This is a genomic window from Sphingomonas sp. (assembly GCF_050725575.1).
Taxonomy (GTDB): Bacteria; Pseudomonadota; Alphaproteobacteria; order Sphingomonadales; family Sphingomonadaceae; genus Sphingomonas.
On the sequence record NZ_JBOHHW010000017.1, the window covers coordinates 61,486 to 83,310 of the forward strand.

The 21,825-nt window shown below is 63.4% G+C and carries 23 protein-coding genes and 2 pseudogenes; 12 read left to right on the plus strand and 13 right to left on the minus strand.

Translation table 11 applies throughout. The features are described from left to right. Together ACRECS_RS13425 and ACRECS_RS13430 are read left to right on the plus strand one after the other, a co-directional pair. Positions 1-345 carry a hypothetical protein gene (locus tag ACRECS_RS13425; RefSeq protein WP_431583470.1) on the plus strand — a complete coding sequence of 115 codons (345 nt, stop codon included), beginning with the start codon at positions 1-3 and terminating at the stop codon, positions 343-345. 54 nt (positions 346-399) lie between these two features. After that, positions 400-954, plus strand: coding sequence for a hypothetical protein (locus ACRECS_RS13430; RefSeq protein ID WP_431583471.1), 555 nt, complete (start codon positions 400-402; stop codon positions 952-954). 438 nt (positions 955-1,392) lie between these two features. Here the strand turns inward: ACRECS_RS13430 and ACRECS_RS13435 are convergent, their stop codons facing one another. The 7 genes from ACRECS_RS13435 to ACRECS_RS13465 all read right to left on the minus strand — a co-directional run bounded on the left by ACRECS_RS13435 (position 1,393) and on the right by ACRECS_RS13465 (position 7,904). After that, on the minus strand, positions 1,393-2,445 hold the full coding sequence (locus ACRECS_RS13435; protein ID WP_431583472.1) for a sensor histidine kinase: 1,053 nt from the start codon (positions 2,443-2,445) through the stop codon (positions 1,393-1,395). Continuing rightward, positions 2,442-2,888, minus strand: a complete 447-nt coding sequence (locus ACRECS_RS13440) for a response regulator (protein ID WP_431583473.1) — start codon at positions 2,886-2,888, stop codon at positions 2,442-2,444. The genes ACRECS_RS13435 and ACRECS_RS13440 overlap by 4 nt, the downstream gene beginning before the upstream one ends. Next, entirely contained in the window at positions 2,885-4,399 is a 1,515-nt protein-coding gene (locus ACRECS_RS13445; RefSeq protein ID WP_431583474.1) for a sensor histidine kinase, read from the minus strand. The genes ACRECS_RS13440 and ACRECS_RS13445 overlap by 4 nt, the downstream gene beginning before the upstream one ends. Positions 4,400-4,465: 66 nt before the next feature. Then, positions 4,466-5,233, minus strand: a complete 768-nt coding sequence (locus ACRECS_RS13450; protein ID WP_431583475.1) for a 3'-5' exonuclease — start codon at positions 5,231-5,233, stop codon at positions 4,466-4,468. Between the two features lie 123 nt (positions 5,234-5,356). Next, positions 5,357-6,739: a phosphoglucomutase/phosphomannomutase PgmG gene (pgmG, locus tag ACRECS_RS13455; RefSeq protein ID WP_431583476.1), complete on the minus strand. Its 1,383-nt coding sequence runs from the start codon at positions 6,737-6,739 to the stop codon at positions 5,357-5,359. Positions 6,740-6,829: 90 nt separating this feature from the next. After that, positions 6,830-7,111, minus strand: a complete 282-nt coding sequence (locus ACRECS_RS13460; RefSeq protein WP_431583477.1) for a J domain-containing protein — start codon at positions 7,109-7,111, stop codon at positions 6,830-6,832. Between the two features lie 10 nt (positions 7,112-7,121). Then, on the minus strand, positions 7,122-7,904 hold the full coding sequence (locus ACRECS_RS13465) for a division plane positioning ATPase MipZ (RefSeq protein ID WP_431583478.1): 783 nt from the start codon (positions 7,902-7,904) through the stop codon (positions 7,122-7,124). Positions 7,905-8,011: 107 nt separating this feature from the next. On the opposite strand from ACRECS_RS13465, the gene panC reads away from it, so the two are divergent. From panC to ACRECS_RS13485, 4 genes are all read left to right on the plus strand, one after another. Beyond that, positions 8,012-8,848, plus strand: a complete 837-nt coding sequence (gene panC / locus ACRECS_RS13470; protein ID WP_431583479.1) for a pantoate--beta-alanine ligase — start codon at positions 8,012-8,014, stop codon at positions 8,846-8,848. A 121-nt stretch (positions 8,849-8,969) separates the two neighbouring features. Further along, complete coding sequence (locus ACRECS_RS13475; protein WP_431583480.1) at positions 8,970-9,266, plus strand: hypothetical protein; 297 nt, start codon at positions 8,970-8,972, stop codon at positions 9,264-9,266. A 58-nt stretch (positions 9,267-9,324) separates the two neighbouring features. Continuing rightward, complete coding sequence (locus tag ACRECS_RS13480) at positions 9,325-9,729, plus strand: MAPEG family protein (protein ID WP_431583481.1); 405 nt, start codon at positions 9,325-9,327, stop codon at positions 9,727-9,729. A 114-nt stretch (positions 9,730-9,843) separates the two neighbouring features. Next, entirely contained in the window at positions 9,844-10,041 is a 198-nt protein-coding gene (locus ACRECS_RS13485) for a hypothetical protein (protein ID WP_431583482.1), read from the plus strand. On the opposite strand, the pseudogene ACRECS_RS13490 reads toward ACRECS_RS13485, so the two are convergent. From ACRECS_RS13490 to ACRECS_RS13500, 3 genes and pseudogenes are all read right to left on the minus strand, one after another. Beyond that, positions 9,957-10,178: pseudogene (locus ACRECS_RS13490) on the minus strand (hypothetical protein); the annotation flags it as partial. The gene ACRECS_RS13485 and the pseudogene ACRECS_RS13490 overlap by 85 nt on opposite strands. Beyond that, positions 10,175-12,742: a type I DNA topoisomerase gene (gene topA, locus ACRECS_RS13495; protein WP_431583483.1), complete on the minus strand. Its 2,568-nt coding sequence runs from the start codon at positions 12,740-12,742 to the stop codon at positions 10,175-10,177. The pseudogene ACRECS_RS13490 and the gene topA, both read right to left, overlap by 4 nt. Before the next feature lie 104 nt (positions 12,743-12,846). After that, entirely contained in the window at positions 12,847-13,605 is a 759-nt protein-coding gene (locus tag ACRECS_RS13500; protein ID WP_431583484.1) for an energy transducer TonB, read from the minus strand. 339 nt (positions 13,606-13,944) lie between these two features. Between ACRECS_RS13500 and ACRECS_RS13505 the strand changes: the two genes are divergently transcribed. Together ACRECS_RS13505 and ACRECS_RS13510 are read left to right on the plus strand one after the other, a co-directional pair. Then, positions 13,945-14,511 carry a DUF5681 domain-containing protein gene (locus tag ACRECS_RS13505; RefSeq protein WP_431583485.1) on the plus strand — a complete coding sequence of 189 codons (567 nt, stop codon included), beginning with the start codon at positions 13,945-13,947 and terminating at the stop codon, positions 14,509-14,511. A gap of 688 nt (positions 14,512-15,199) precedes the next feature. Further along, positions 15,200-15,670 carry a hypothetical protein gene (locus tag ACRECS_RS13510; protein WP_431583486.1) on the plus strand — a complete coding sequence of 157 codons (471 nt, stop codon included), beginning with the start codon at positions 15,200-15,202 and terminating at the stop codon, positions 15,668-15,670. Between the two features lie 8 nt (positions 15,671-15,678). Here the strand turns inward: ACRECS_RS13510 and ACRECS_RS13515 are convergent, their stop codons facing one another. The 3 genes from ACRECS_RS13515 to ACRECS_RS13525 form a co-directional block, all read right to left on the minus strand. Further along, on the minus strand, positions 15,679-16,089 hold the full coding sequence (locus tag ACRECS_RS13515; RefSeq protein ID WP_431583487.1) for a hypothetical protein: 411 nt from the start codon (positions 16,087-16,089) through the stop codon (positions 15,679-15,681). Beyond that, positions 16,082-16,243 carry a hypothetical protein gene (locus ACRECS_RS13520; RefSeq protein ID WP_431583488.1) on the minus strand — a complete coding sequence of 54 codons (162 nt, stop codon included), beginning with the start codon at positions 16,241-16,243 and terminating at the stop codon, positions 16,082-16,084. The genes ACRECS_RS13515 and ACRECS_RS13520 overlap by 8 nt, the downstream gene beginning before the upstream one ends. Before the next feature lie 472 nt (positions 16,244-16,715). Continuing rightward, positions 16,716-16,967, minus strand: coding sequence for a hypothetical protein (locus tag ACRECS_RS13525; RefSeq protein WP_431583489.1), 252 nt, complete (start codon positions 16,965-16,967; stop codon positions 16,716-16,718). Between ACRECS_RS13525 and ACRECS_RS13530 the strand changes: the two genes are divergently transcribed. From ACRECS_RS13530 to ACRECS_RS13545, 4 genes and pseudogenes are all read left to right on the plus strand, one after another. Then, on the plus strand, positions 16,966-17,277 hold the full coding sequence (locus tag ACRECS_RS13530) for a hypothetical protein (protein ID WP_431583490.1): 312 nt from the start codon (positions 16,966-16,968) through the stop codon (positions 17,275-17,277). The genes ACRECS_RS13525 and ACRECS_RS13530 overlap by 2 nt on opposite strands. Positions 17,278-17,930: 653 nt before the next feature. Next, on the plus strand, positions 17,931-18,191 hold the full coding sequence (locus tag ACRECS_RS13535; RefSeq protein ID WP_431583491.1) for a hypothetical protein: 261 nt from the start codon (positions 17,931-17,933) through the stop codon (positions 18,189-18,191). Between the two features lie 103 nt (positions 18,192-18,294). After that, positions 18,295-20,256, plus strand: a complete 1,962-nt coding sequence (locus tag ACRECS_RS13540; RefSeq protein ID WP_431583492.1) for a hypothetical protein — start codon at positions 18,295-18,297, stop codon at positions 20,254-20,256. Between the two features lie 20 nt (positions 20,257-20,276). After that, positions 20,277-21,825, plus strand: a pseudogene (locus ACRECS_RS13545) (RHS repeat-associated core domain-containing protein); the annotation flags it as partial.

A 21,825-nucleotide genomic window follows, 5' to 3' on the forward strand; every position in this document is an offset into this window, starting at 1 on the left:
ATGAAGGACACCGCCTCTGAGTTAATCACCCTTAACGAGCGGATTCGCGCGGGTGCGATATTCTATGACAGTCACACAGGAAAAAATGACTCAGAGGATTTGTACCGAAATTTTGAGCATTTCGGCTTTTCACGCGCAGATGTCATGGTTGTGACGATATGTCCCGATGGTGATGATACGATTATAGGCAACTTTGTGACCAGAGATGGTAAGTTCTATTCTTTTGATTTCGACTTGGACGATTTGAGATATTCCAATCTTGACCATTCGAAATTACTTCCTCGTCAGAGTAGACTCTACTCAGAAAGTATCACTGAGGCGGCCGCTCGCTGGTTCAAGGATTAAAGACGCCGAAAGCCGCCGACGTCCGCAAACCACCCACTTGCGGACATTCGCACCGTGACCCAGAAGTTCCCGATGAGGATAGCCGCCCTGCCCGCCATGCTGCTCGCGACAATAGTCTGCGCAGCTCCAGCGTTTGGCCAAACGAACGCGCATTCGTCGCCTGAAGATCGGCAGCGCTTCGTCTCCATTGTGCAAAGTCTCGAACGCGCTCCGCTGAATCCGAGCCTGCAGGATGATCGGAAATGGGCGATTCAGTGGTTGATTGATGCGCCGGATGTGTCGGTAACCGCTTGTCTGGATCCGCTCGGGGGCGTGTCCAGAGAGAGCTATGCGCATACCCCTGAGATCATCGGCCAATACACCATCGCCATGGCCGCTTTTATCATCGAGAATCCGGGAAAGGCGAATGATCCCGACGCACAGCAGCTGGCGGGGGTTGAGGGCGCGCTGAATGCCTATCGGTCGATGCGCACAGCTCAGCCGGCGAAAGAATCGCCAGCGCTCGAGAAACTGTTGGGGCTGCGGAGTCGGAACGAATTGCCCGGCTTTGTGCGAAAAGCATATCTCCGCTGCTTGGCGAAAGGCGCTAAGGAACCTTACGCACCCTAAGTCCTCTTTCCACGGTGGGTTGATCGACGTCATCCGGTGCCGCAATTCCACGCCGGCAACAGGGAAATTCGGTACATCGGCGGCCCAGCTATCCATTTCATGGATAGCAGAACGCGATTCCTATCAATGTCATTTATACCAAGAATCGCCGTGCTACGCACTAACTCATTGCTATATCATGATAATCATGAGATTTGTCACGATTGACAGCGTACCTCGCCCGCCCCGCGCCGGAATATGGCACAATAGGGTGTCCCATATCTCTCGCCGTCCTCCCGGCAGCCGTGCCACCGACGCGATTCAACCATCACTCAGGATCGGGCATGACATGCCGTGCCGGGCTGACGCCGGTGCGCTCTTTCTTAGTGTCGAGAACAGGATTGCATCCTTCGCCCGCAACAAGCGCGGCGTGGTGGATCAGCTCAATTCGAAAAGGCGCTAATTGAGCGCACCGCGCAGCGTGGCGCGAACGCCGCTATGGCCCGGGTCATATTCGACCATCGTTTGCAGGCTCTGCGCCATGGCGCGGATCAGCTTGGTGCCAAGGCCGGTGCCGCGCGCCGGCCCGTTCTCGACCATGCCGATCCCGTCATCCTCGACCGCAAGCAGGAAATGCGCGTCATCGTCGTGGCGGAGCGCGATGCGCACTTCGCCCGCGCGCCCGGGATAGGCATATTTGCACGCATTGCTGACCAGCTCGGTGACGATCACGCCCAGCGACACCGCGCGGTCGGTCTTCATGCGGATCGGATCGGCGGCAAGCGACAAGGTGCGCGGCGCCGCGCCGCTCGACCAGGTCTCGCCCAGCTCCTTGACCAACGCGCCGAGATATTCCTGCATGTCGACGCTCTCGACGTCGTTCGAGGTATAGAGCCGCCGATGCACCTGCGCGATCGCCGCAATGCGGCGCTGCGTATCCTCCAGCGCATCGCGTGCCGCGCCGTCGTCAAGCGCGCCGGCCTGCAGCCGCACCATCGCCGACACCAGCTGCAGGCTGTTGGCGACGCGGTGATTGACCTCGCTGAGCAGCGCTTCGAGCCGCGCATTGCTGGCGCGCAGCTGCTCCTCGGCCGCCGCCTTGTCGCGTTCGAGCGTCGCGCGCTCGAGCACTTGCCGGAACGCCGAGGCAAGCAGGTCGAAGAAATCGCTGCCGATCGTCTTCACGACATAATCGGCCGCCCCGGCCTTCAGCGCGGCGACCGCGATCCGGCCCTCTTCCGACCCGGTGACGTAAACCACCGGCGGCGCCGCCGGCAGCGCGCGGAGCTTTTTCAGCGTCTCCAGCCCGTCCATGCCGGGCATGTAATGATCCACCGCGACCAGGTCGAAGGTTTCGGAGCCGACCAGCGCCAGCCCCTCAGCGCCGCCCTCCGCCAGCGTGACGGCATAGCCACGCCGGGTCAGCGACCGCGCCGCCAGGGTGCGCAGCCCGGCATCGTCGTCGATATAGAGGACCTTCACTGGCCCGGGGGTCGGCACACTGGTGGTCAAGCCTGGCCCTCGATATCCGGCACCTGGATGACCGAGAGGAACAGGCCGAGCTGGCGGATCGCCTGGGCGAAGCTTTCGTAATTGACCGGCTTGGTGATGTAGACATTGCAGCCCAGATCATAGCAGCGCTGAATCTCGACCTTGTCGTCAGTGGTGGTCAGCACCACGACCGGCGTGCGCTTCAGCGCGGGCTCACTCTTGATCTTGGCGAGGATGTCGATGCCGCTCATATCGGGCAAATTGAGGTCGAGCAGCACCAGCGCCGGGCCATTGAGCGCCGGGCCATTGCTGTCGTTGAACAGATAATGGAGCGCGCTCGTCCCGTCGGTGAAATGGGTGATGTCGTTGAGGATGCCGGCGCGGCGGATGTTCTTTTCGATGAGGCGGGCATGGCCCTCATCATCCTCGATCATCACGATACTGACGGAACGATGGTCGTTCATGAGCGATTATCCTGTGGGTCGGCGAGAGTGAGCGGCAGGGTCAACCGGAAGGTCGCCCCCTTGCCAAGGTCGGACGCGACATCGATGACCCCGCCAAGGCGATAGGCCAATGCGCGGACATGGGCGAGCCCGATCCCCTCGCCCGGCTGGTCCTGATGGCCCGAGCGGCGGAACAGGTCGAACACGCGCTGATGATCGCGCGGTGCGATGCCGCGGCCATTATCCTCGATCTCATAGGTCACCCGCGCGCCCTCACGTTTGCCGCGCACCGTGATCCAGCCGGGACGCGCCGGGTCGAGATATTTGACCGCATTCTCGATCAGGTTGGAAAAGATCTGCTCCACCGCCAGCCGGTCGCTGGTGATTTGCGGCAGGCTGCCCTCGACGCTCAGCGTGGCGCCGCGGTCATCAATCATATGCTTGAGCGATCCGCCGATCGCCTCGACCATCGCGTTCAGGTCGAGCGGCTCGGGCGCGATCAGGCGGCGGCCTTCGCGCGACAATTTGAGGATCGCATTGATCAGCCGATCCATCTTCTGGGTCGAGGTGCGGATAAAGCCAATCGCCTCGGGCAGATCCTCGCGCGCCGCCAGCCTCGCTTCCTCGGTGACGATGTCCGGCGCTTTCTCCTCGGCGCGGTCGATCAGCTCAGTGATCGCAGCGGTCGCCGCATCGAGCTCGGCGGTGAAGCCCATCACATTGACCAGCGGGCTGCGCAGGTCATGGCTGACGATATAGGCGAAGCGCTGAATCTCCTCGTTCGCGCGCGACAGGTCGGCGGTGCGCTCGGCGACCAGCTCCTCAAGCGAATCGGCGAAATCGCGCAGCACGTCGCGCGACGTGGCGAGATCGCGCATATAGCGCAATACGGTCAGCAGCGAGGCGATCGCGACAATCAGCAGCAGCACGCCGGCGACGATCATCGTGGCGTAGAAGGTCCGCAGGCTTTCGCGCTGTTCCGCATCGCGAATGGCGAGCAGCCGCCGCTCCTCATCGCCCATCGCCGTGCCGAGCTTGCGGATGTTCGACATACGCCGCGCCACGGTCTCTTCGGTAAAGACGCGATGCGCCTCGGCCTGCCGTCCCTCGCTGACCAGAGCGATGGTGCGGTCGCGCTGTTGCTTCAGCTCTGTAAAGATCCTGGTCAACTGAGTGAGATTGGCCTGCTGGCGTGGATTGTCCGCGGTCAGGCGGGCGATCTGGCTCAGTGCGGGCGGTATCTTGGCCGCAACCGTTTCATAGGTATCGCGATAGGTTTCTTGCGCGGTGATCAGATAGCCACGGCGCGACGTCTCGCCCTGCTCGATCAGGATACCGGCCCGGTCGATCGCGATCTCGACTTCATAGGTGTGGTTGACTGCCTGGCTATGCGCCTCATTGCGCATCGTCGAGCGATAGGCGGCATAGCCGGCGGCGAGCAGGCTGAGAAAGCCGATCGCCAGAAAGATGATCAGCGCTCGTCCGACCGAGGCTTCACGGACCCCAAGCCATCTGACGAGCGTGCGAAACATCGTTACGCTCTATGACCGATCCGCAAGGAAGGCCAGCATCACCGTCTTGACCTCGATCAAGCCGGATCAGTCATCGAACAGCTTGCCCTGCGGCGTCTGCCGACCAACCGGCCCGCCACCACGCCGCCGCGCCAGTTCGGTTTCCGCGCTGAAGCGCACATCTACGTCGCGATCACCAAGCTGCACGGCAAGCGACTCATCGCTAATCTCGTGCCAGTTCTTGCCGCGATCGGGCCCTTGCCGGACGGCGGGCAACAGGCCGGGCAAGTTCGACCATTCGATCAGCTGCGCCACCCCGGCCTCGTTGAGCATGTCGCGCAAATGAAAGGCGGTGACATAGGAATCGGGAAAGGCGCGGTGCGCGGGCAAACCACGCTCATGCTCCATCCCCTCGGGCTTGCGCCAGTAACGCAGCACCTGGTTGGAGAAGCTCGGGCTGTCGGGCCACAGCCGCAGCGCGCATTTCCAGGTGCAGATCCACTGCGCATTATGAGTCAGCGCCGGCGTGCAGAACTTCATCTCATAATCCGCGCGGTGCGCGGCAAGCGCGACCCGGCGCGGCCAGGGATCAAGCACCGCGCGCGCGACATCGTGCCAGAGCGGCTCGTTCGCGACCTGCTCATCGAGGATATGATGGATCGCCTGCGTCACCGGCGGGATCGGCCGCCCCGGATTGACCAGCCGCGCGCCGCCCTCGCCGTGCAGGTCCCAGCGCCCATCGGCGCCGAGCGCGACATCCTGCCAGCCAATCTCGCACACGCCGTGCGCGGGCGGGGCGGGACCAGTGGTTTCGAGATCGACGACGCGGATGATCTGGGGCGGCGGTGGCGGCATCCGCCGTAAGTGGCGAGTTCAGGGCCGGAACGCCAGCCTTTTAGGGTTTGATCCGGCAAGACGGCACCCAGCGCAGCTGGATCAAACTCTAGCCCTCTCCCCTGGGGGAGAGGGCTATCCAGGTCAGTGCGCCGCCTGTTCGCCGCGCACCAGGCCGCTCGCGGCAAGCTGCGCGTCGATCATCGCCAGCAGCCGGTCGAGCGCAGCCTGATCCTTCGCTTCGGCGCGGGCGACCAGCACGTCCTGGGTGTTGGAGGCGCGCAGCAGCCACCAGCCATCGGGCGTGTTGACCCGCGCGCCGTCCGTGCGGTTGACGTCGGCGCCTTCTTGCTCGAGCCGGTCGAGCACTTCCTCGACCACCGCGAACTTGCGGCTTTCATCGACCTGGAAGCGCATCTCCGGCGTGTTGACCAGCGCCGGCATCGCGCCGCGGATCTCGGTCATCGACTTGCCGATCATATGCACCGCGCGGATCAGCCGGACGGCGGCATATTGTGCATCGTCGAAGCCGAAATAGTCATGTGCGAAGAAGATATGGCCCGACATCTCGCCGGCGAGCGGCGCATCGGTTTCCTTCATCTTGGTCTTGATCAGGCTGTGCCCGGTCTTCCACATCAACGGCTCGCCGCCCAGCTCCCTGACCCGGTCGAACAGCGCCTGCGATGCCTTCACATCAGCGATGATCGTCGCACCGGGCAATTCCTTCAGCACCGGCTCGGCCAGGATCGACAGCAACTGGTCGCCCCAGATCACCCGGCCCTGGCCGTCGATCGCACCGATCCGGTCGCCATCGCCGTCGAACGCCAGCCCGAAATCGAGCTGCTTGTCAGCGACAAGCCGCTTCAGGTCGGCCAGGTTCTTTTCATCGGTCGGATCGGGATGATGGTTGGGGAACGTGCCGTCGACCTCGGTGTAGAGCAGGTGATGCTCGCCGGGGAGCAATTTGGTCAGCTTCTCGATCACCGGGCCCGCCGCGCCATTGCCGGCATCCCAGCCGATGCGGTACGCGCCGCCGGCATAGCCGGCGAGCAGGCGCCCGACATAATCGTCGACGATATCGGCTTCGGTGACGACGCCCTCGCCCTCTTCCCAATCGCCGGCTTCGGCCAGCTTGCCCAGGTCCTGGATGTCGGCGCCGAAGAATGGCAGATGCTGCAGCACCATCTTGAAGCCGTTGTAATTGCCCGGATTGTGGCTGCCGGTGATCTGGATGCCGCCATCCACTTCAAGGATCGCCTCGGCATAATAAAGCTGCGGCGTCGGCCCCATGCCGGTGCGCACCACATCGACGCCCGATGCGGTCAGTCCGGCGATCAGCGCCGCTTCCAGTTCGGGCGAATGCGTGCGCCCGTCATAGCCGACCGCCACCCGCGTCCCGCCAGCGCGCCGCACACGCGTCGCGAAGCCGCGCCCGATCGCGGTCGCGTCGGCGGGGCCCAATGTCTTTCCGACGATACCGCGAATGTCATATTCACGCAGGGACGTTGGGTCGAAAACATGGGTCATTGGAACTCCTGTCAAGATTCGCGTGTTCAATCGGCAAGCGCGAAGAAAGTTCAGATCGCTCGCCTCAGCCCGGCGCTTCAATCCGGCGCTTCAGCCTCGACGCTTCAATAATGTGTCGCGCGCGGCGTTGACCCGGCGCGTCAGTTCGGCGGAACCGCCATGATCCGGATGGACCGCGTTGATCAGGCGGCGATGCGCGGCGCGGATATCGGCCTCGCTTGCTTCCGCATGCACACCCAGCACCGCGCGCGCCGCCGCGTCCTCGCCAGGCGGCGACTCCGGCCGAATTCGCCGATGCGTGCTCTTCGGGCCCTGCCACAGCCACCAGCCGGCATAGGCAACCAGCACAGCGGCGAGTATCTTGAAGATCATGACCGCGGGCTCAGGCGAACAGCGGCAGGGCGGGTTCGGGCAAGGCGAGCGCGGCCATCATTTCGCGCAGTTCCTGGCGCGCCGCGACATGGGCCAGGCCCATCTCGCCGAATTCGCGCGCATCGAGCATGGTCAGTCCCTTGGGGAACAGCTCTCGGTAAATGACGCGCTCGCCGAGACCCGGGATGATGCGGAAGCCGACTCGCTTGGCGAGCTGATCGAGCGCCTCGGACACGCGGCGCATGTTGCGCGCCTCGATATGCTGGACGCGGTTGCGCAGCACGACCCAGTCGATCGTCGAACCATCGGCCTTGGCGCGCGCCTTGCGCGCTTCCCAGATCAGCTCGGCATAGAAGCTCGGCCGGGTCACCTTGTAGGTCACCGGATCGACTTGTCCGATCAGGTCGAAATCGACGAAGCTGTCGTTCATCGGCGTGACCAAAGTATCGGCGCGTTGCGCCGCCATGCGCGCGAAGCGGTCGTCGCGGCCGGGCGTATCGATGACCAGGAAATCGGCATCGGCGGACAGGGCGTCGAGCGTCTCGGTGTAGCGTGCCAGGCTTTCGCCGTCATGCGTCGCATGGCGCGGGATCGCCAGTTCGCGCCCGGTGCGCTTGCCGGTTTCAGTGCGATTGTCGAGATAGCGCCCCATGGTGCGCTGGCGATGATCGAGGTCGAACGCGGCGACCCGCGCGCCGCGCGCCTCAAGCGCGATCGCGACATGGACCGCGGTGGTGGATTTGCCCGTACCGCCCTTTTCATTGGCGAATACGATGACGTGCGGCCTTTGCACGTGTGGCTTTTGCGCAACCGTCGACACAGTCCTTGATTTCCCCTGGTTGCCTGCTTGGACCGCCCCCCATAGAAGGCCCGTCCGTCCTTATCGAAGGCTAGTAGCGCGTGCAAACCATCCGTCAGACCGAGTCCTTGCGCGAAGCCGTCGCGGCGTTCCGCGCCGAGGGGGCTCGAATCGCGCTGGTACCGACCATGGGCGCGCTCCATGCCGGCCATATGGCGCTGGTCGAGGCGGCCAAGCGCCCCGGCACCCGCGTGGTCGCGTCGATCTTCGTCAACCCGAAGCAGTTCGGCGCGAACGAGGATCTGTCGCGCTACCCGCGCAAGGAGACCGCCGACACGCGCATGCTGAAAGACGCCGGCTGCGATCTGTTATGGATGCCGCCGGTCGAGATCATGTATCCGGAGGGCTTCGCCACCAACATCTCGGTCGCCGGGGTCAGCGACGGCCTGGACGGCGCGGCGCGGCCGGGGCATTTCGACGGCGTCGCGACCGTCGTGACCAAATTGTTCAACCAGGTCCGCCCCGACACCGCCTATTTCGGCGAGAAGGATTTCCAGCAGCTTGCGGTGATTCGCCGCATGATCATCGACCTGGATCTGGATATCGAGATTGTCGGCGTACCCACACAGCGCGAGGATGACGGGCTCGCGCTGTCGTCACGCAATATCTATCTCGACGACGACCAGCGCGCCCGCGCCGTCACGCTGCCCCGCGCGCTCGGCGTCGCGGCCAAGGCGATCGGGCGCGGCGACGATGCCGAGGCGGCACTTGAGACGGCGCGCGAATCACTGCGCACGGCCGGTTTCGAGGTCGATTATGTCGAACTGGTCGATGCCGAGACGCTCACCCCCGGCCACGATCCCGACCGTCCGCGGCGCCTGCTCGCCGCCGCACGGATCGGCACGACGCGGCTGATCGACAATCTCGCGATCGAATGAGCACCGGCTTAACCTGCGCCCGGTAGGGGGAGCGCGCAAACGTCCCTAATGACCATTAACCATTTGTTGACCCCCACGCGGCAAAGTCATGCCGTAGGAGTGGTTAACGGGGGTTAGTGACATGGGCAGCAGCCTGAAGAGCGCACAGTTTCTGATCGACAGCCGACTGGCTGACGCGGCACGCGGCGACGCCGATGCCTGTTACGAACTGGGCATGGTCTATTCGAGCGGCGCGGCCGGGATCGATATCGACCTGATCGAAGCGCATAAATGGTTCAACCTGGCCGCGGTCGCGGGCAGCGAGGCGGCGCAGGCGTGCCGCAGCGAGATTTCCGAGGATATGAGCGCACGCGACATCGCCATCGCGCAAAAGGCCGCCCGCGCCTGGCTGCACATGAGCACGCCGCGCGCCGCCTGACTGGGCTTCTATCTCCGTCGCGCGTAGCATCGCCTCCGTAACGATAACGGAGGGAACGATGCACCTGATGATCACCGCGCTCACCACGGTCGCGCTTGCGCTGCTGCTGGTCTTCCTGTCGGCAGCGACGATCCGCATGCGGATCAAATATGAAGCGTCGTTCGGCGACGCCGGTCAGCACGGCCTGACCTCCGCCATTCGCGCGCATGGCAACCTCACCGAATATGCCCCGATCGGCATCATCCTGATCGGCCTGCTGGAGACATATGGCGCGAACCATCTCGCGCTCGCCATCGTCGCCACCGCCTTTGTCGCGTGCCGCACCCTCAACGCCGTTGGCCTGTTCAACCCGCCCGGACCGCCCACCGCGACCCGCTCGATCGGGATTGTCGGCACCTTGCTCGCACTGACCGGCATGGCGCTGTGGTTGCTCGTGCTGGTGCATACCCCCATGCCGGGCTGATCCTGCTCACTCGCCGAGCGGCAATGCCATATCGATCCGGTGCATGCCGGGTCCCCACCCATCGTCGATCCGCCCCAGCACCTGTGCGCCGTGCCGGGCGAAGAATGGCGCCGAATGCTGGCTCGCCGCGATATCGACAATCGCGGCGTCCAGCCCCGCCGCGCGCGCGCGGCGGTCATCATCGCGCTGCCGATACCGCCACCCTGTGCCGCCGGATCAACCAGGATCCAGTTGAGATGCGCCCGGCCCGGTGTGCCAGGCGCGACCGCGAACCCCGCCGCCACCACATCGTCCAACACGCATACCGCATAGGACGCGGCATGGCGGTCAAGATAAGCAACGAAGTCCGCCCGCTCATTGGCCGCGAAGAAGGCCGGCGTGTTGGCGTCGAAGATCGCCAGCATTTGGCTCCGATCCGTGTCGGCATAGGACCGGATCGTCACCGTCATTCGGCCGCCACCGCCTTCGCCTTGGCCGCCGGCTTCTTTGCTGCAGCCTTCTTCGCCGGCACCTTCTTGGCAGCGGCCTTTTTCGCCGGGGCTTTCTTCTTGCCCTTTTTCGACGGCCCCGCCGCCGCACGCGCGTCGAGCAACTGCGCCGCCTCCTCCAGAGTCAGTGCATCCTTCTCGATCGACTTGGGCAGAGTCGCGTTGGTCTCGCCGTCAGTGACATAGGCGCCGTAACGGCCCTCCATCAGCTTGATCTCCGCCTCGGTGCGCGGATGCTTGCCGAGCACCTTGAGCGGCGCCTGGCTGCCGCGTTGCGGACGCCCGCCGCCCGCCGCCGCCTCGGCCAGCTTGACCACCGCGGTGTTCATGCCGGTTTCGAACACTTCCATGGTCGAACCGAGCCGGGCATATTTGCCGGCATGGGCGAGATAGGGCCCATAGCGCCCGATCGACGCAGTGATCGGCTCGCCGCTTTCCGGATGCGTGCCGACCGTGCGCGGCAGGCTGAGCAGCTTCAGTGCCCATTCCAGGTCGAGCTCGGGAATATCCTTGGGGATCGAGGCGCGCTTCGCCTCCTTGCCCTCGCCGAGCTGAATATAGGGGCCGAAGCGTCCCGCCTTGCGCTCGACCGGCAGGCCGGTCTCGGGGTCATTCCCCATGGTCTCGGGCCCGGCATCGCCGCCCTCGTCGCCGCCGCCCTGGCCGAAGCGGCGGGTATATTTGCATTCCGGATAGTTCGAACACGCGACGAACGCGCCGAACTTGCCGCCGCGCAGCGCAAGCCGCCCCTCGCCGCAGTTCGGGCACAGCCGGGGGTCGCCGCCATCCGCCTTGGCCGGGAAGAGATAGGGTTCGAGGAACAGGTCGAGCGCGGCGGTCACTTCCGACGGCTTCTGCTCCATCACCTCATTGGTGCGCGGCTTGAAGTCCTTCCAGAAGGCATCGAGCACTGACTGCCACTGCGCGCGGCCGCCCGAGACCTCGTCGAGTTCATCCTCGAGCCCGGCGGTGAAATCATAGCCGACATATTTTTCGAAGAAGCGTTCGAGGAACGCCGTCACCAGCCGCCCGCTCTCCTCAGCGAAGAAGCGGTTCTTCTCGACCCGTACATAGGCGCGGTCCTTCAGCGTCTTGATGATCGAGGCATAGGTCGAGGGGCGGCCAATGCCGAGCTCCTCGAGTCGCTTGACCAGCGACGCTTCGGAGAAGCGCGGCGGCGGCTGCGTGAAATGCTGTTCGGCGGTGACGCCTTTCTTGGCCGGCGCATCGCCTTCGCGCATCCGCGGCAAGCGGCGGCTTTCCTCATCGGCGCTGTCGTCCGAGCCTTCCTCGTAGAGCGCGAGATAGCCGGGGAAGAGCACGACCTGGCCCGTCGCGCGCAGGCCGGTCTGGCCCGAACCATCGAGCAATTCGACCGTGGTACGCTCCATCCGCGCCGACGCCATTTGCGACGCGAGAGCGCGCTTCCAGATCAGATCATAAAGCCGCGCATGATCGCCGCCACCAACCCGGTCCTTGCCGAAATCGGTCGGGCGGATCGCCTCATGCGCTTCCTGCGCATTCTTCGCCTTGGTCTGATACTGGCGCGGGCTGTCCGGGACATAGCTCGCGTCATAGCGATCCGCGACGGCTTTGCGCGCGGCGGAAATGGCCGATCCGTCCATCTGCACGCCGTCGGTCCGCATATAGGTGATCGCGCCGTCCTCGTAGAGCCCCTGCGCGATGCGCATCGTGTGGTCGGCGGAGAAGCCGAGTTTGCGCGCCGCCTCCTGCTGCAGGGTCGAGGTGGTGAAGGGCGGCGGCGGGTTGCGCGTGGCCGGCTTGACCTCGACGGTCTGGACGCTGAAACGCCCCTCTTCGACCGCTTGCTTGGCGCGCTTCGCGGTGCCTTCCTCGCCGATCGACAGCCGGTCGAGTTTCTTGCCTTCGAAGGTGACGAGCCGCGCCTGGAACGGCGTGCCGTCCTGCTCCATGTCGGCGACGACCGACCAATATTCCTGCGCCTTGAAGGCTTCGATCTCGCGCTCGCGCTGCACGATCAGGCGCAGCGCGACCGACTGTACCCGGCCAGCCGACTTGGCGCCGGGCAGCTTGCGCCACAGCACCGGCGACAAGGTGAAGCCGACGAGATAATCGAGCGCGCGGCGGGCGCGATAGGCGTCGATCAGGTCGGTATCGAGCTCGCGCGGATGCTTCATCGCTTCGGTCACCGTCGCCTTGGTGATCGCGTTGAAGGTCACGCGCTGCACGTCCTTGGGCAGGACCTTGCGGTTGCGCAGCACTTCCTGGACATGCCATGAAATCGCCTCACCCTCGCGATCAGGGTCAGTCGCGAGGATCAATCTGTCGGCGCCCTTCGCCAGATCGGCGATCGCTTTCAGCTGCTTCGCCTTGTCGGCGTAGTTTTCCCATTCCATCGCGAAGCCGTCATCGGGATTCACCGAGCCGTCCTTGGCCGGCAGATCGCGGACATGGCCGTAGCTCGCGAGAACGCGGTAGTCGGAGCCCAGATATTTCTCGATGGTTTTCGCCTTGGCTGGCGATTCGACGATGACAAGCTGCATGGAGGTTCGATATGTCCTTACGTGTACGCGCGAGGGTGACAAGCCGAGCGGCCTCCCGTCAAGCGCCGCCCGTTCTATTATATAGGGACCCGGTCAAGGGGGCGTCACCGGCGGGGCTCCTCAGGGGCCGGCTGCTGATCGATCTCCCAGACATGATCCTCGACCAGCACCGACCGCACTGGCCGACCGCGCGCATCGCGTGACGGTTCGAAGCGGAAACGCTGTTCGATCAGACGGCAGGTCGTCACGTCGAGCAATTCATTGCCGCTCGAATGCGTGATGAAACAGCCGGTCGCGCGGCCATTGGTCTCGACCGTGTAGCGCACCGACACGGTGCCGCCGATCCCCGCCGCACCGACCGCACCGGGATAGTCCGAATCCTTCAGCCGTCCGCTGCGCCGGCGCGGCGGACTCTCATAGCCGCCATCGCCGTCGCCATCGCCATACCCGCCGCTGCCTGTCCCATTGCCCACGCCGCCCGCACCCGTGCCCGGCCCGCGCACATCCGCCGCCCCGGCCGATGCCTGCGCGCCAGGTCCGGCGATCGGGGCGGCGACCACCGGCGGCGGCACGGTCGTCACGACGACCGGTCGCGGCGCGACCACTTCGGTCGGCTTGGCGCGCAGATTGGGCGGCGAGGCGGCGCCCTCGGCCCGGCTGGTCTTGCGGTGCGGGACTTTCTTCTCGGGCGGCGGGGGTGGCGGGCTCGGCGCGATGCCGAACAGCTTGAGATCGTCGCTCAGCCGGACCGACGAGTGCACCGCGAGACCAGCGATCAGGATATAGCCGAGCGCCAGCTGCACGATCACCGCGGCGATCGCGCCCTTGATCCGATCGGGCAGTCTCGATTGATCAGCCGTCACGCGCGATCCTCGATCCGAAAGCGGTGCCGATATAACGCCGATCCGCGCGATCCGTCGCATCGTCGATGACCGGCCGGAACGGCATCGTTCCGCTGTTCCCTGAAAATAAAAAAAGCCACCCCTGTTATGTTGGATTTCCGACGTGAAATTATCACCGTATCTCAGGGTGATATGGCTGCCCACCCCTGTTCCGGAACAGCGGTGGATAACAGGGGTCGCTGGCACCGGAACAGGGGTGGGCGTCGCCGGAACAGGGGTCACGGTGACGGCCGATCGATTCAACCGGTGCCGGACTTGTGATTGTGGAGGGATCGACTCAGCCATGACCGGGACAATGACATGACCGAAGGAATGATAGAATCGGCGGCCGACCGTATGCGCGATGACACCGCCACGCCCGCGACCGGGGCCAATCCCAGGACGCGCACGCCACCGATCGGCCAGCGTTTTACCAAGGGCATGTCGGGCAACCCCGCCGGACGCCCGCCCGGTCGCGGGGCGACGGGCGGGCGCGGCGATCGCCTGCCCGGCGCGGACCAGCCGACCCGGGCGATGATCCTGGAGGAAGCGTACCGGATGGTGCAGGTGGAGGAGCCGGACGGATCCTCAATCGAGCTGCCCGCGCACCGCGCGGTGTTCCGCGCGCTGACCCGGGCCGCAATGAACGGCAACCCGATCGCGCAGCGCCGCTGGACCGCGATCGTGCAGGCGGCGGAGCGGGAGCAGAAGGAGACGCAGATCGCGCTGTTCAACATGCTCGAGCGCGGCGGCGTGAACGAGCGCTACAGCGCCGAGCAGCGCGGGTTTGTGCCGTTATGGACGAGCGACGACGATGTCATGGTCGACGGGGTATCCGGAGTGGCGGTGGTCCGGGCTGTGACGGGGGAAGATGAGAATGGCGCGTGACTATCGCGACGTGCTGGCACGACCTGCCGGCGAGGGCTTGCGAGAAATACATCCATTCTGGATGCGGCACCGATCGTCGGTAGCGTGGGATCGATTTGACCTTATGGTGACGCGATTACCGAATTCGATCGAATTCGGGCGGGGGTAAAGATGCAGCGTAAACACAAGCTTCTGGCGGGCGCGGCCTGCCTTGCGATTGTCGGCGGTACGGCGGGCGCGCTGGCGCAGGAAACGACCAGCTACAGCTATGACGTACTGGGGCGATTGACTGGCAGCGCACTGGCCGGCGGGCCGAACAATGGCAAGCAGACGGGAACCTGTTTCGATCAGGCAGGAAACCGGGCGCGCTATGATGTTGCGGCGGCGACGCCGACCGGATGCCCTGCCCTGGCGCCGGTACCGACCCCGGCGCCTACACCTACGCCCACTCCAACTCCAACCCCAACCCCAACTCCTACGCCTACTCCTCCGCCAGATCCTGAGCCGGAGCAGTGTTTCCAAAATGGCATACCCGTGACTTGCAACACGTAAGCATCGGGCAACTAAACCAGACTTCGGACAAGATCATTTAGCGTCTTTAAACTCTCAATATTGACCACTTTCCCTGCCGTATTTGCATTTTCAAACCAACATTGCTGAGAGTTTGATAAACGCATCGAATTAGTTCTAGATTCATCGGAGATACTTGGTGTCATATTCTTTGGCGATGCGCATTGGTCTGATATTTTTAGTGGTTGCGTCCGGCGTGGCCGGACGCGCCCATGCACAGAATCCCATGCAAGCCTATGCTTCTGCGCAAGCTGACCATTTGATGATCACACCGGGAGGGGTCGATGCGCGGAGCGGTCGTTACAATTACGAGGAAACCGATCTTTCGATCGGCGGGGAAAGCGGCCTTCAACTGACGCGTTTATCCCGTGGTGGTGTTTGGGGACATAATGAGCCATTCGGTAATTTCACGCATAATTTCGACATCACGATTGCCGAGAAACGAGTGATAATTTCCAAGAGCTCCTATAGTCACTATGCCAATCGTAATTATGCCGGCGCCGATTACAGAATGGAAATACGCTACGGATTTCCAATAGATACTTTCGACGCCTACGCGACATATTCAACGGCAGATCGAAGAGCGGAAAGGGCTGCGCTGCGTTCATGATGCGGAGTTCAAGCATGGTCCACCTCCGCTCGCGCGAGTTGGGCCGCCCAACGGTCCAAGCTTTGAAAAGTGATCGTCCTTTCCGCAGTTGAGAACAGCGCTTGCAGGGTTGCTGTGTCGCCGGTCCTCGATGCCATCCGCGAGATCAAGACACCGGCCGCTCGCTGCTGCTCTGGAGGCAACGCGCCGTAGATCGCCAGCGCAATACAAAGCTCAGGCGTCCGGACGAGGCTGCGCAAAACCAGCTCATGCTTTGCGGCGAGCCGAGTGAACGGTAGCGCGAACCGATGCGCCAGCGGGCTTTCTCCCCTGAGCCGAATCCGCTCTGCCTGCGCGGCCTTGTTGTAGGGTTGCCCGACTTTACGCTTTGCAGCAGTTGGCAAGCGCACCACGTTGGTATCGATGCCTTGGCTATGCATGTGCCTGCCCTCCTGCGGCCAGCGCCAGGCCATAGAGGAAGAACCCGACATTCTGCGTGCCGCGATCGGTAGTGCACATGTAATGGTGCGCGCGGGCGAGGATCAGCGGGGCGATCGGGGTTCGCGTGTCCGCATTGGGAAGGAGTTCGGACATTGACGCCGCGCCCTCGCGGACAAGCTGCCCCCCTGGTGATTTGATATATCGATTTCGCATTCTCTCGTACTCACTGGTTTCGGCCTCTGACAGCCTTCGCCCAGGTGACGGACCTGGTGCCGGGAGAGTCAGAGCCTGCCAGTGAGACAGGTGGGACGTTTTTCCCTTTCGGGTATTGCATGGCGCCCGCACTCCCGACATAAGTCGTCGGTGAGTGATGGACGCCAATCCACCCTCATGTTTTTCGGCCTTCTTCCCGGCGCCAACCGGTCTGAAAGCCTATCACTGATCCGGGCTCTGACACCCACCGGGCAACATGCCCCCTTCAAGATTCAAGCGCAAGCCATCCTCCGCCAAGGGGATCGCTTCCGCGCGCGGTCAGCCGGACGGATTTTGATCGTTGGAAGGACAAACTGTAATCATTCCCTACGGGCCCGGCCCCATCTCTTCGTTTCTTAAAAACGGCCGCGGGTCATCCGATCGGGCTTTCGACTTCGGGCTTCGCCGAGAGAAGAAAACTTACGTCGCCACCACGCGCCTCGATTCGTTCACGACAGATATCAAATTGTCTTCGCGCAACGGCCTGCAAGAGCGTGCCATATGCTCCAGACACCACAAACCAATCTAATTCTTCGGCCGACATCGCCATCGGTTTGCCTTGCTCAATTTTGCGAGAAATCCTGTCGTAGAGGTCGACGATTCCTCCCGTGCGAGAATTGGTCATGTATTTCTCCTCGATGAGCGCCTGTCGCGATGCCCAGACCACTGTTAGATCGGCGCCGCCACAGAGGCCCTTTTTTTTACTCGAAGCTTTTTGCGGGAACTTGGCGACGCTTTTTCACCGATCAATCACCACCTGCCTCGCTCAACTCGCGGAGGATCGCAACGGCAATCGGTGCCAAATCAAAGCTGCCATCGACCTGCGCTCGGGTGCCGTGGTGATCGACCGCGCAACCGGTAATGGCTTCCTGTCGCCGCAGATCAGCGACGATCACGGCAATGATGCGTTCGACTGTCGGGCTGGGCACGGCTGACCTCGATCATGGCTGACAACGAGCGAAGTGGTATGCTGCGCCGCCGCCCCAGTCGGCAATAGGAGACTGGCATTGCCCGACAACAGCGACCCCGAATCGTATCTACCAAAGCGCGAGGCGTTCGGCCGCTGGCTGCTCGCACAGAAAGACCGCGGGGATTGGGCGCGCCGACCGGACATTCCCCCGCGATGGCGACGCGGAAGCGGTGCGCAAGCATCTGCGCGAACAGCAGGTCGACGGCGACACATTCGCCGCTGTCGATGATGCGGAGAGCGATTGGCAGGGCGTTCGATGAGTCGGGGTGGCGATCGTCCCAGCCTGTAGCGATTGGGCGACACTGACGTCGCCATACGACCTTCCGGTGCCGGTTCGGTCAGATGCATCACTCCGACCTTGAACCAAGCGCGCGGATCGACTGGTGAGCATCGCGAAGGCGTGCCCGCGATGTGGGTGTAACGGCGGAATGATGATCGAGCGGGCATCTGGCAGCGAGTGAGGATGGGTGCCGGCCTCATCCGATTTCGCGCTTGCTACACAAGAATGATCCATTCCGGATGGAGGGGCGATTAGGCGCTGGCGCTGCCCACATTCCCGCTTAAGTTCAATCAGATGTTCCCGCTTCAGCTGAACCCGATTTGTTCCCGGAGAGACGCATGCGACGAAAGCATAGATTATTGGCAGGGGTGGCCTGCCTGGCGTTGGTCGGCGGCGCGGCGGGTGCGCTGGCGCAGGAGACGACCACCTATAGCTATGACGATCTCGGGCGGTTGACCGGGAGCGTGCTGAGCGGCGGGCCGAACGCCAACCGGCAGACGGGGACCTGTTTCGACCCGGCGGGCAACCGGGTGCGCTACGCTGTCACGACGAGCGCGCCGGCGGTGTGCCCGACGCCAACGCCGACGCCAACGCCCTGAAGGCAGCCGCGACCGGCGCTCAGGCGCCCTGTGACTCACGCCCATCCCCCTTAAGCCCAATTAATTGGTGACCGATGTGATTGCCCCGACATCTTTCAGAGCAATGTTCTGCGCGCTTCTTGTTACCATTGGGTTCGCGACCGCCGATCATGCCGTCGCACAAACCAAGCTGATCAACACCCCGGCCGAGAAATTCATCATCACACCGGGCGGGGTGGATTTGCGAACCGGGCGCTATGCCTATGATACCACCGATCTGACGATCGGGGGCGAGGGCGGGCTGAAGCTGAACCGGATCATGTCCGACTATGTCGGCCAGCACGCCAATCCGTTCGGCAATTTCTCCCATAATTGGGACATCATGCTGGTCGAGACGCGCGTCGGCTTGAGCCAGGGAACGCCGGTCGGCTCGGACTTTCGTGCGAATGTCCATTCCGGCGGCCGCTCGCTGACCTTTGAATCGAACCTCACTCAGGACTTCTACATCCATAAGACCAGCGGCCCGTCGGCTTTGCTGACCTTTGCCGGCGGGGCCAGGGACGGCGCGACCACCATTTTCACGCTCAGAACCTCTGATGGTGCGATCATGACGTTCCGGCCGATGGGCAGCCTCGATTGTGCCGACCAGAGTTGGAATGGGTCACCCCGCCGCTGCGCCTATATTTCAGAGATGATCCAGCCGGACGGCACGAAACTCAGTTTCGATTATGCCTATAATGCCGGCGCGTCGGGAAACCGGGCGCGGCTCCGCCGTGTCACGAGTTCGCGTGGCTATGCGCTGATCCTTGAAGGAAGCGGCAGCCTGATCACCAAGGCCTGCGCGCTCAATCTCGCTTATGCCACGCTGCCGGCCAACGGGCTGTGCCCGGCAAATGCCCCGGCCGCGAGTTACAGCTATGCCAGCGGCACGCGCCCCGCCCTGGCCAGCGTCACCGGCCCCGGCGGGGGCGTATCGAGCTTTACCTATAGCGCTTCCACGACGCCCAGTGGCGTCCAGATAGCGATGGGGTTCATCAAGCCGGGGCAAACCCTGCCCTGGCTGACCAATTCGCTCTCTTTTCATAATGATGAAGAGGCGGCGGCGCAGGAGATCGTCGACCAGCAGAGCTTCGCCGATGGTCAAAGCTACACTTATAGCTATTCGATGACGCCCATTACGGACGGCAAGCCGGAGCCGACCATTGCGGGCGGGCATTTCATCGACGCCCAGGGGCACACCAATTATGTGACGTTCGATTTTCCGATCGTGCCGGGAACCGACGGGAGCCAGCCCTGCACTGAGCTCCCCTGCAGCGTTCCGGGGGAAGGCGATTTTCTCCACCATGTCTATCAGCAAACCTCCGGCCCGATCTCGGTAACCGATCAGCTCGGTCGGGCGACGTTGATGGATTATTGCGACCCGGCGGTGTCGGGCGGCTCGCCGCCGATGCCGGGCCGGCAATGCGCGGTCATGCCGCTGCAATGGTTCATCGATCCGGAGGGGATCAGGACCGAACTGAAATATGGCGACAGCAACAATATCATCGAGGTGCGGCGCAAGGCGAAGTCGGGATCGGGATTGCCCGATATCGTGACCTCGGCGACCTATGATTATTGTTATGCCATGCCAAAATCCTGCACCAGGCCGACCTCGACGACGGACAGCCGGGGCAATGTCAGCAATTTCTCCTATAGTCCGGACCATGGCGGCATCCTGAGCGAGACGATGCCGGCGGATGCAAATGGCGTACGGGCGCAGAAGCGCTATATTTATGCGCAGCGTTCTGCGTGGATCCAGAGTGGCGGCGGAGGATATGTGCCAGGTGCGAGCCCGATCTGGCTGCTGACCGAGGAGCGGACCTGCCGCACCACGGCGACGGTGAGCGGCACGTGCGCGGGCGGTACGGCGGACGAGGTTGTAACCAGCTTCGATTATGGGCCGGACTCGGGGCCGAACAATTTACTACTGCGCGGCAAGGTGGTGACGGCGGACGGGGTCAGCTTGCGCACGTGCTACGGCTATGACGCGACCGGCAACAAGATCAGCGAGACGAGCCCGCGCGCGGGTCTGGCGGTGTGCTCATGAGCGGCGTGATGGGACGCGGCATGGGCCGACTTGCCCTCATGCTCCCGGGGCTGTCCGGGCTGACGCTCGCCATGCCGGCGGTAGCGCAGAGCGCACCGTCCGCCTTCACCTCGGTGACGCGCTATGATGTGGAGCGGCGTGTGACGGGGACGATCGCACCGGACCCCGATGGGGCTGGACCGATCGGTTTTGCGGCGGTGCGCAACAGCTATGATGCGGCCGGGCGGCTGATCAAGGTTGAGAAAGGCGAGCTTGCGGCATGGCAGTCGGAGACGGTCGCCCCCTCGGCATGGAGCGGGTTCAGCATGTTCCAGACGGTCGACACGACCTATGACGTGATGGACCGCAAGCTGACCGAGAAAGTATCGGCAGGCGGGACGGCGTACAGCCTGACACAATATAGCTATGGCGCGCTGGGCCGGCTGGAATGCACGGCGGTCAGGATGAACCCGGCGGCCTATGGATTGCTGCCGGCAAGCGCCTGCACATTGGGCACGGCGGGTAGCCAGGGCGCGGACCGGATCACCCGGCAAGTCTATGACTCGGCGGGGCAGTTGCTGAAGGTGCAGAAGGCCTATGGCCGACCGCTGCAACAGGATTACGCGACCTACACTTATAACCAGACCGGCAAGATGACGAGCATGGTCGACGCCAATGGCAACAAGGCAACGATGACCTGGGACGGACAGGATCGGCAAAGCCGCTGGACCTTCCCGTCGAAGACGACGGTCGGTGCCGTCAGTACGACCGATTATGAAGACTATGGCTATGACGCGAATGGCAACCGCACATCGCTGCGCAAGCGCGACGGTCAGATCATCGGGTACAGCTATGACAAGCTCAACCGGGTGACGGTGAAGGACATCCCCGGTGGGACGGCGGCGGATGTCTATTATGGCTATGACCTGCGCAACCTGCAGCTTTACGCCCGGTTCGGGTCAGCGACGGGCGAAGGGCTAAGTCAGGTCTATGACGGGTTCGGGCGACTCACGTCGAGCACGACCAACCAGGGCGGCACGGCGCGGACGCTGGCCTATCAGTACAACGCTGATGGCGGCCGGACGCGGGTGACGCATCCGGATGCGACCTACTTCACTTACGACTATGACGGGCTCAACCGCGCGACGATTATCAAGGAGAACGGGGCGACGACGGTCGCGACGATCACCTATGACAATCAGGGTCGTCGCTCGGGCAGCAACCGGGCAGGTGCTGCGACGACCTATGGCTATGACCCGGTCTCCCGGCTGGCGAGCATCACCGATGACCTGGCCGGAACGGCGAGCGATGTGACATCAACGTTCGGCTATACGTCGGCGAGCCAGATGATGAGCAGGACGCGAAGCAACAATAGCTATGCGTTCAGCGGCTATACCATTGTCAGCCGTGCGTATGCGGTCAACGGGCTCAACCAGTACACCTCAGGCGGTCCGGCGACGTTTGCTTACGATGCGAACGGCAACCTGACCTCGGATGGCACCAACGCGTACACGTACGATGTCGAGAACCGGCTGGTCACGGCCAGCGGCAGCGTGGCGTTGACTTGGGATCCAACGGGCCGGCTGTACA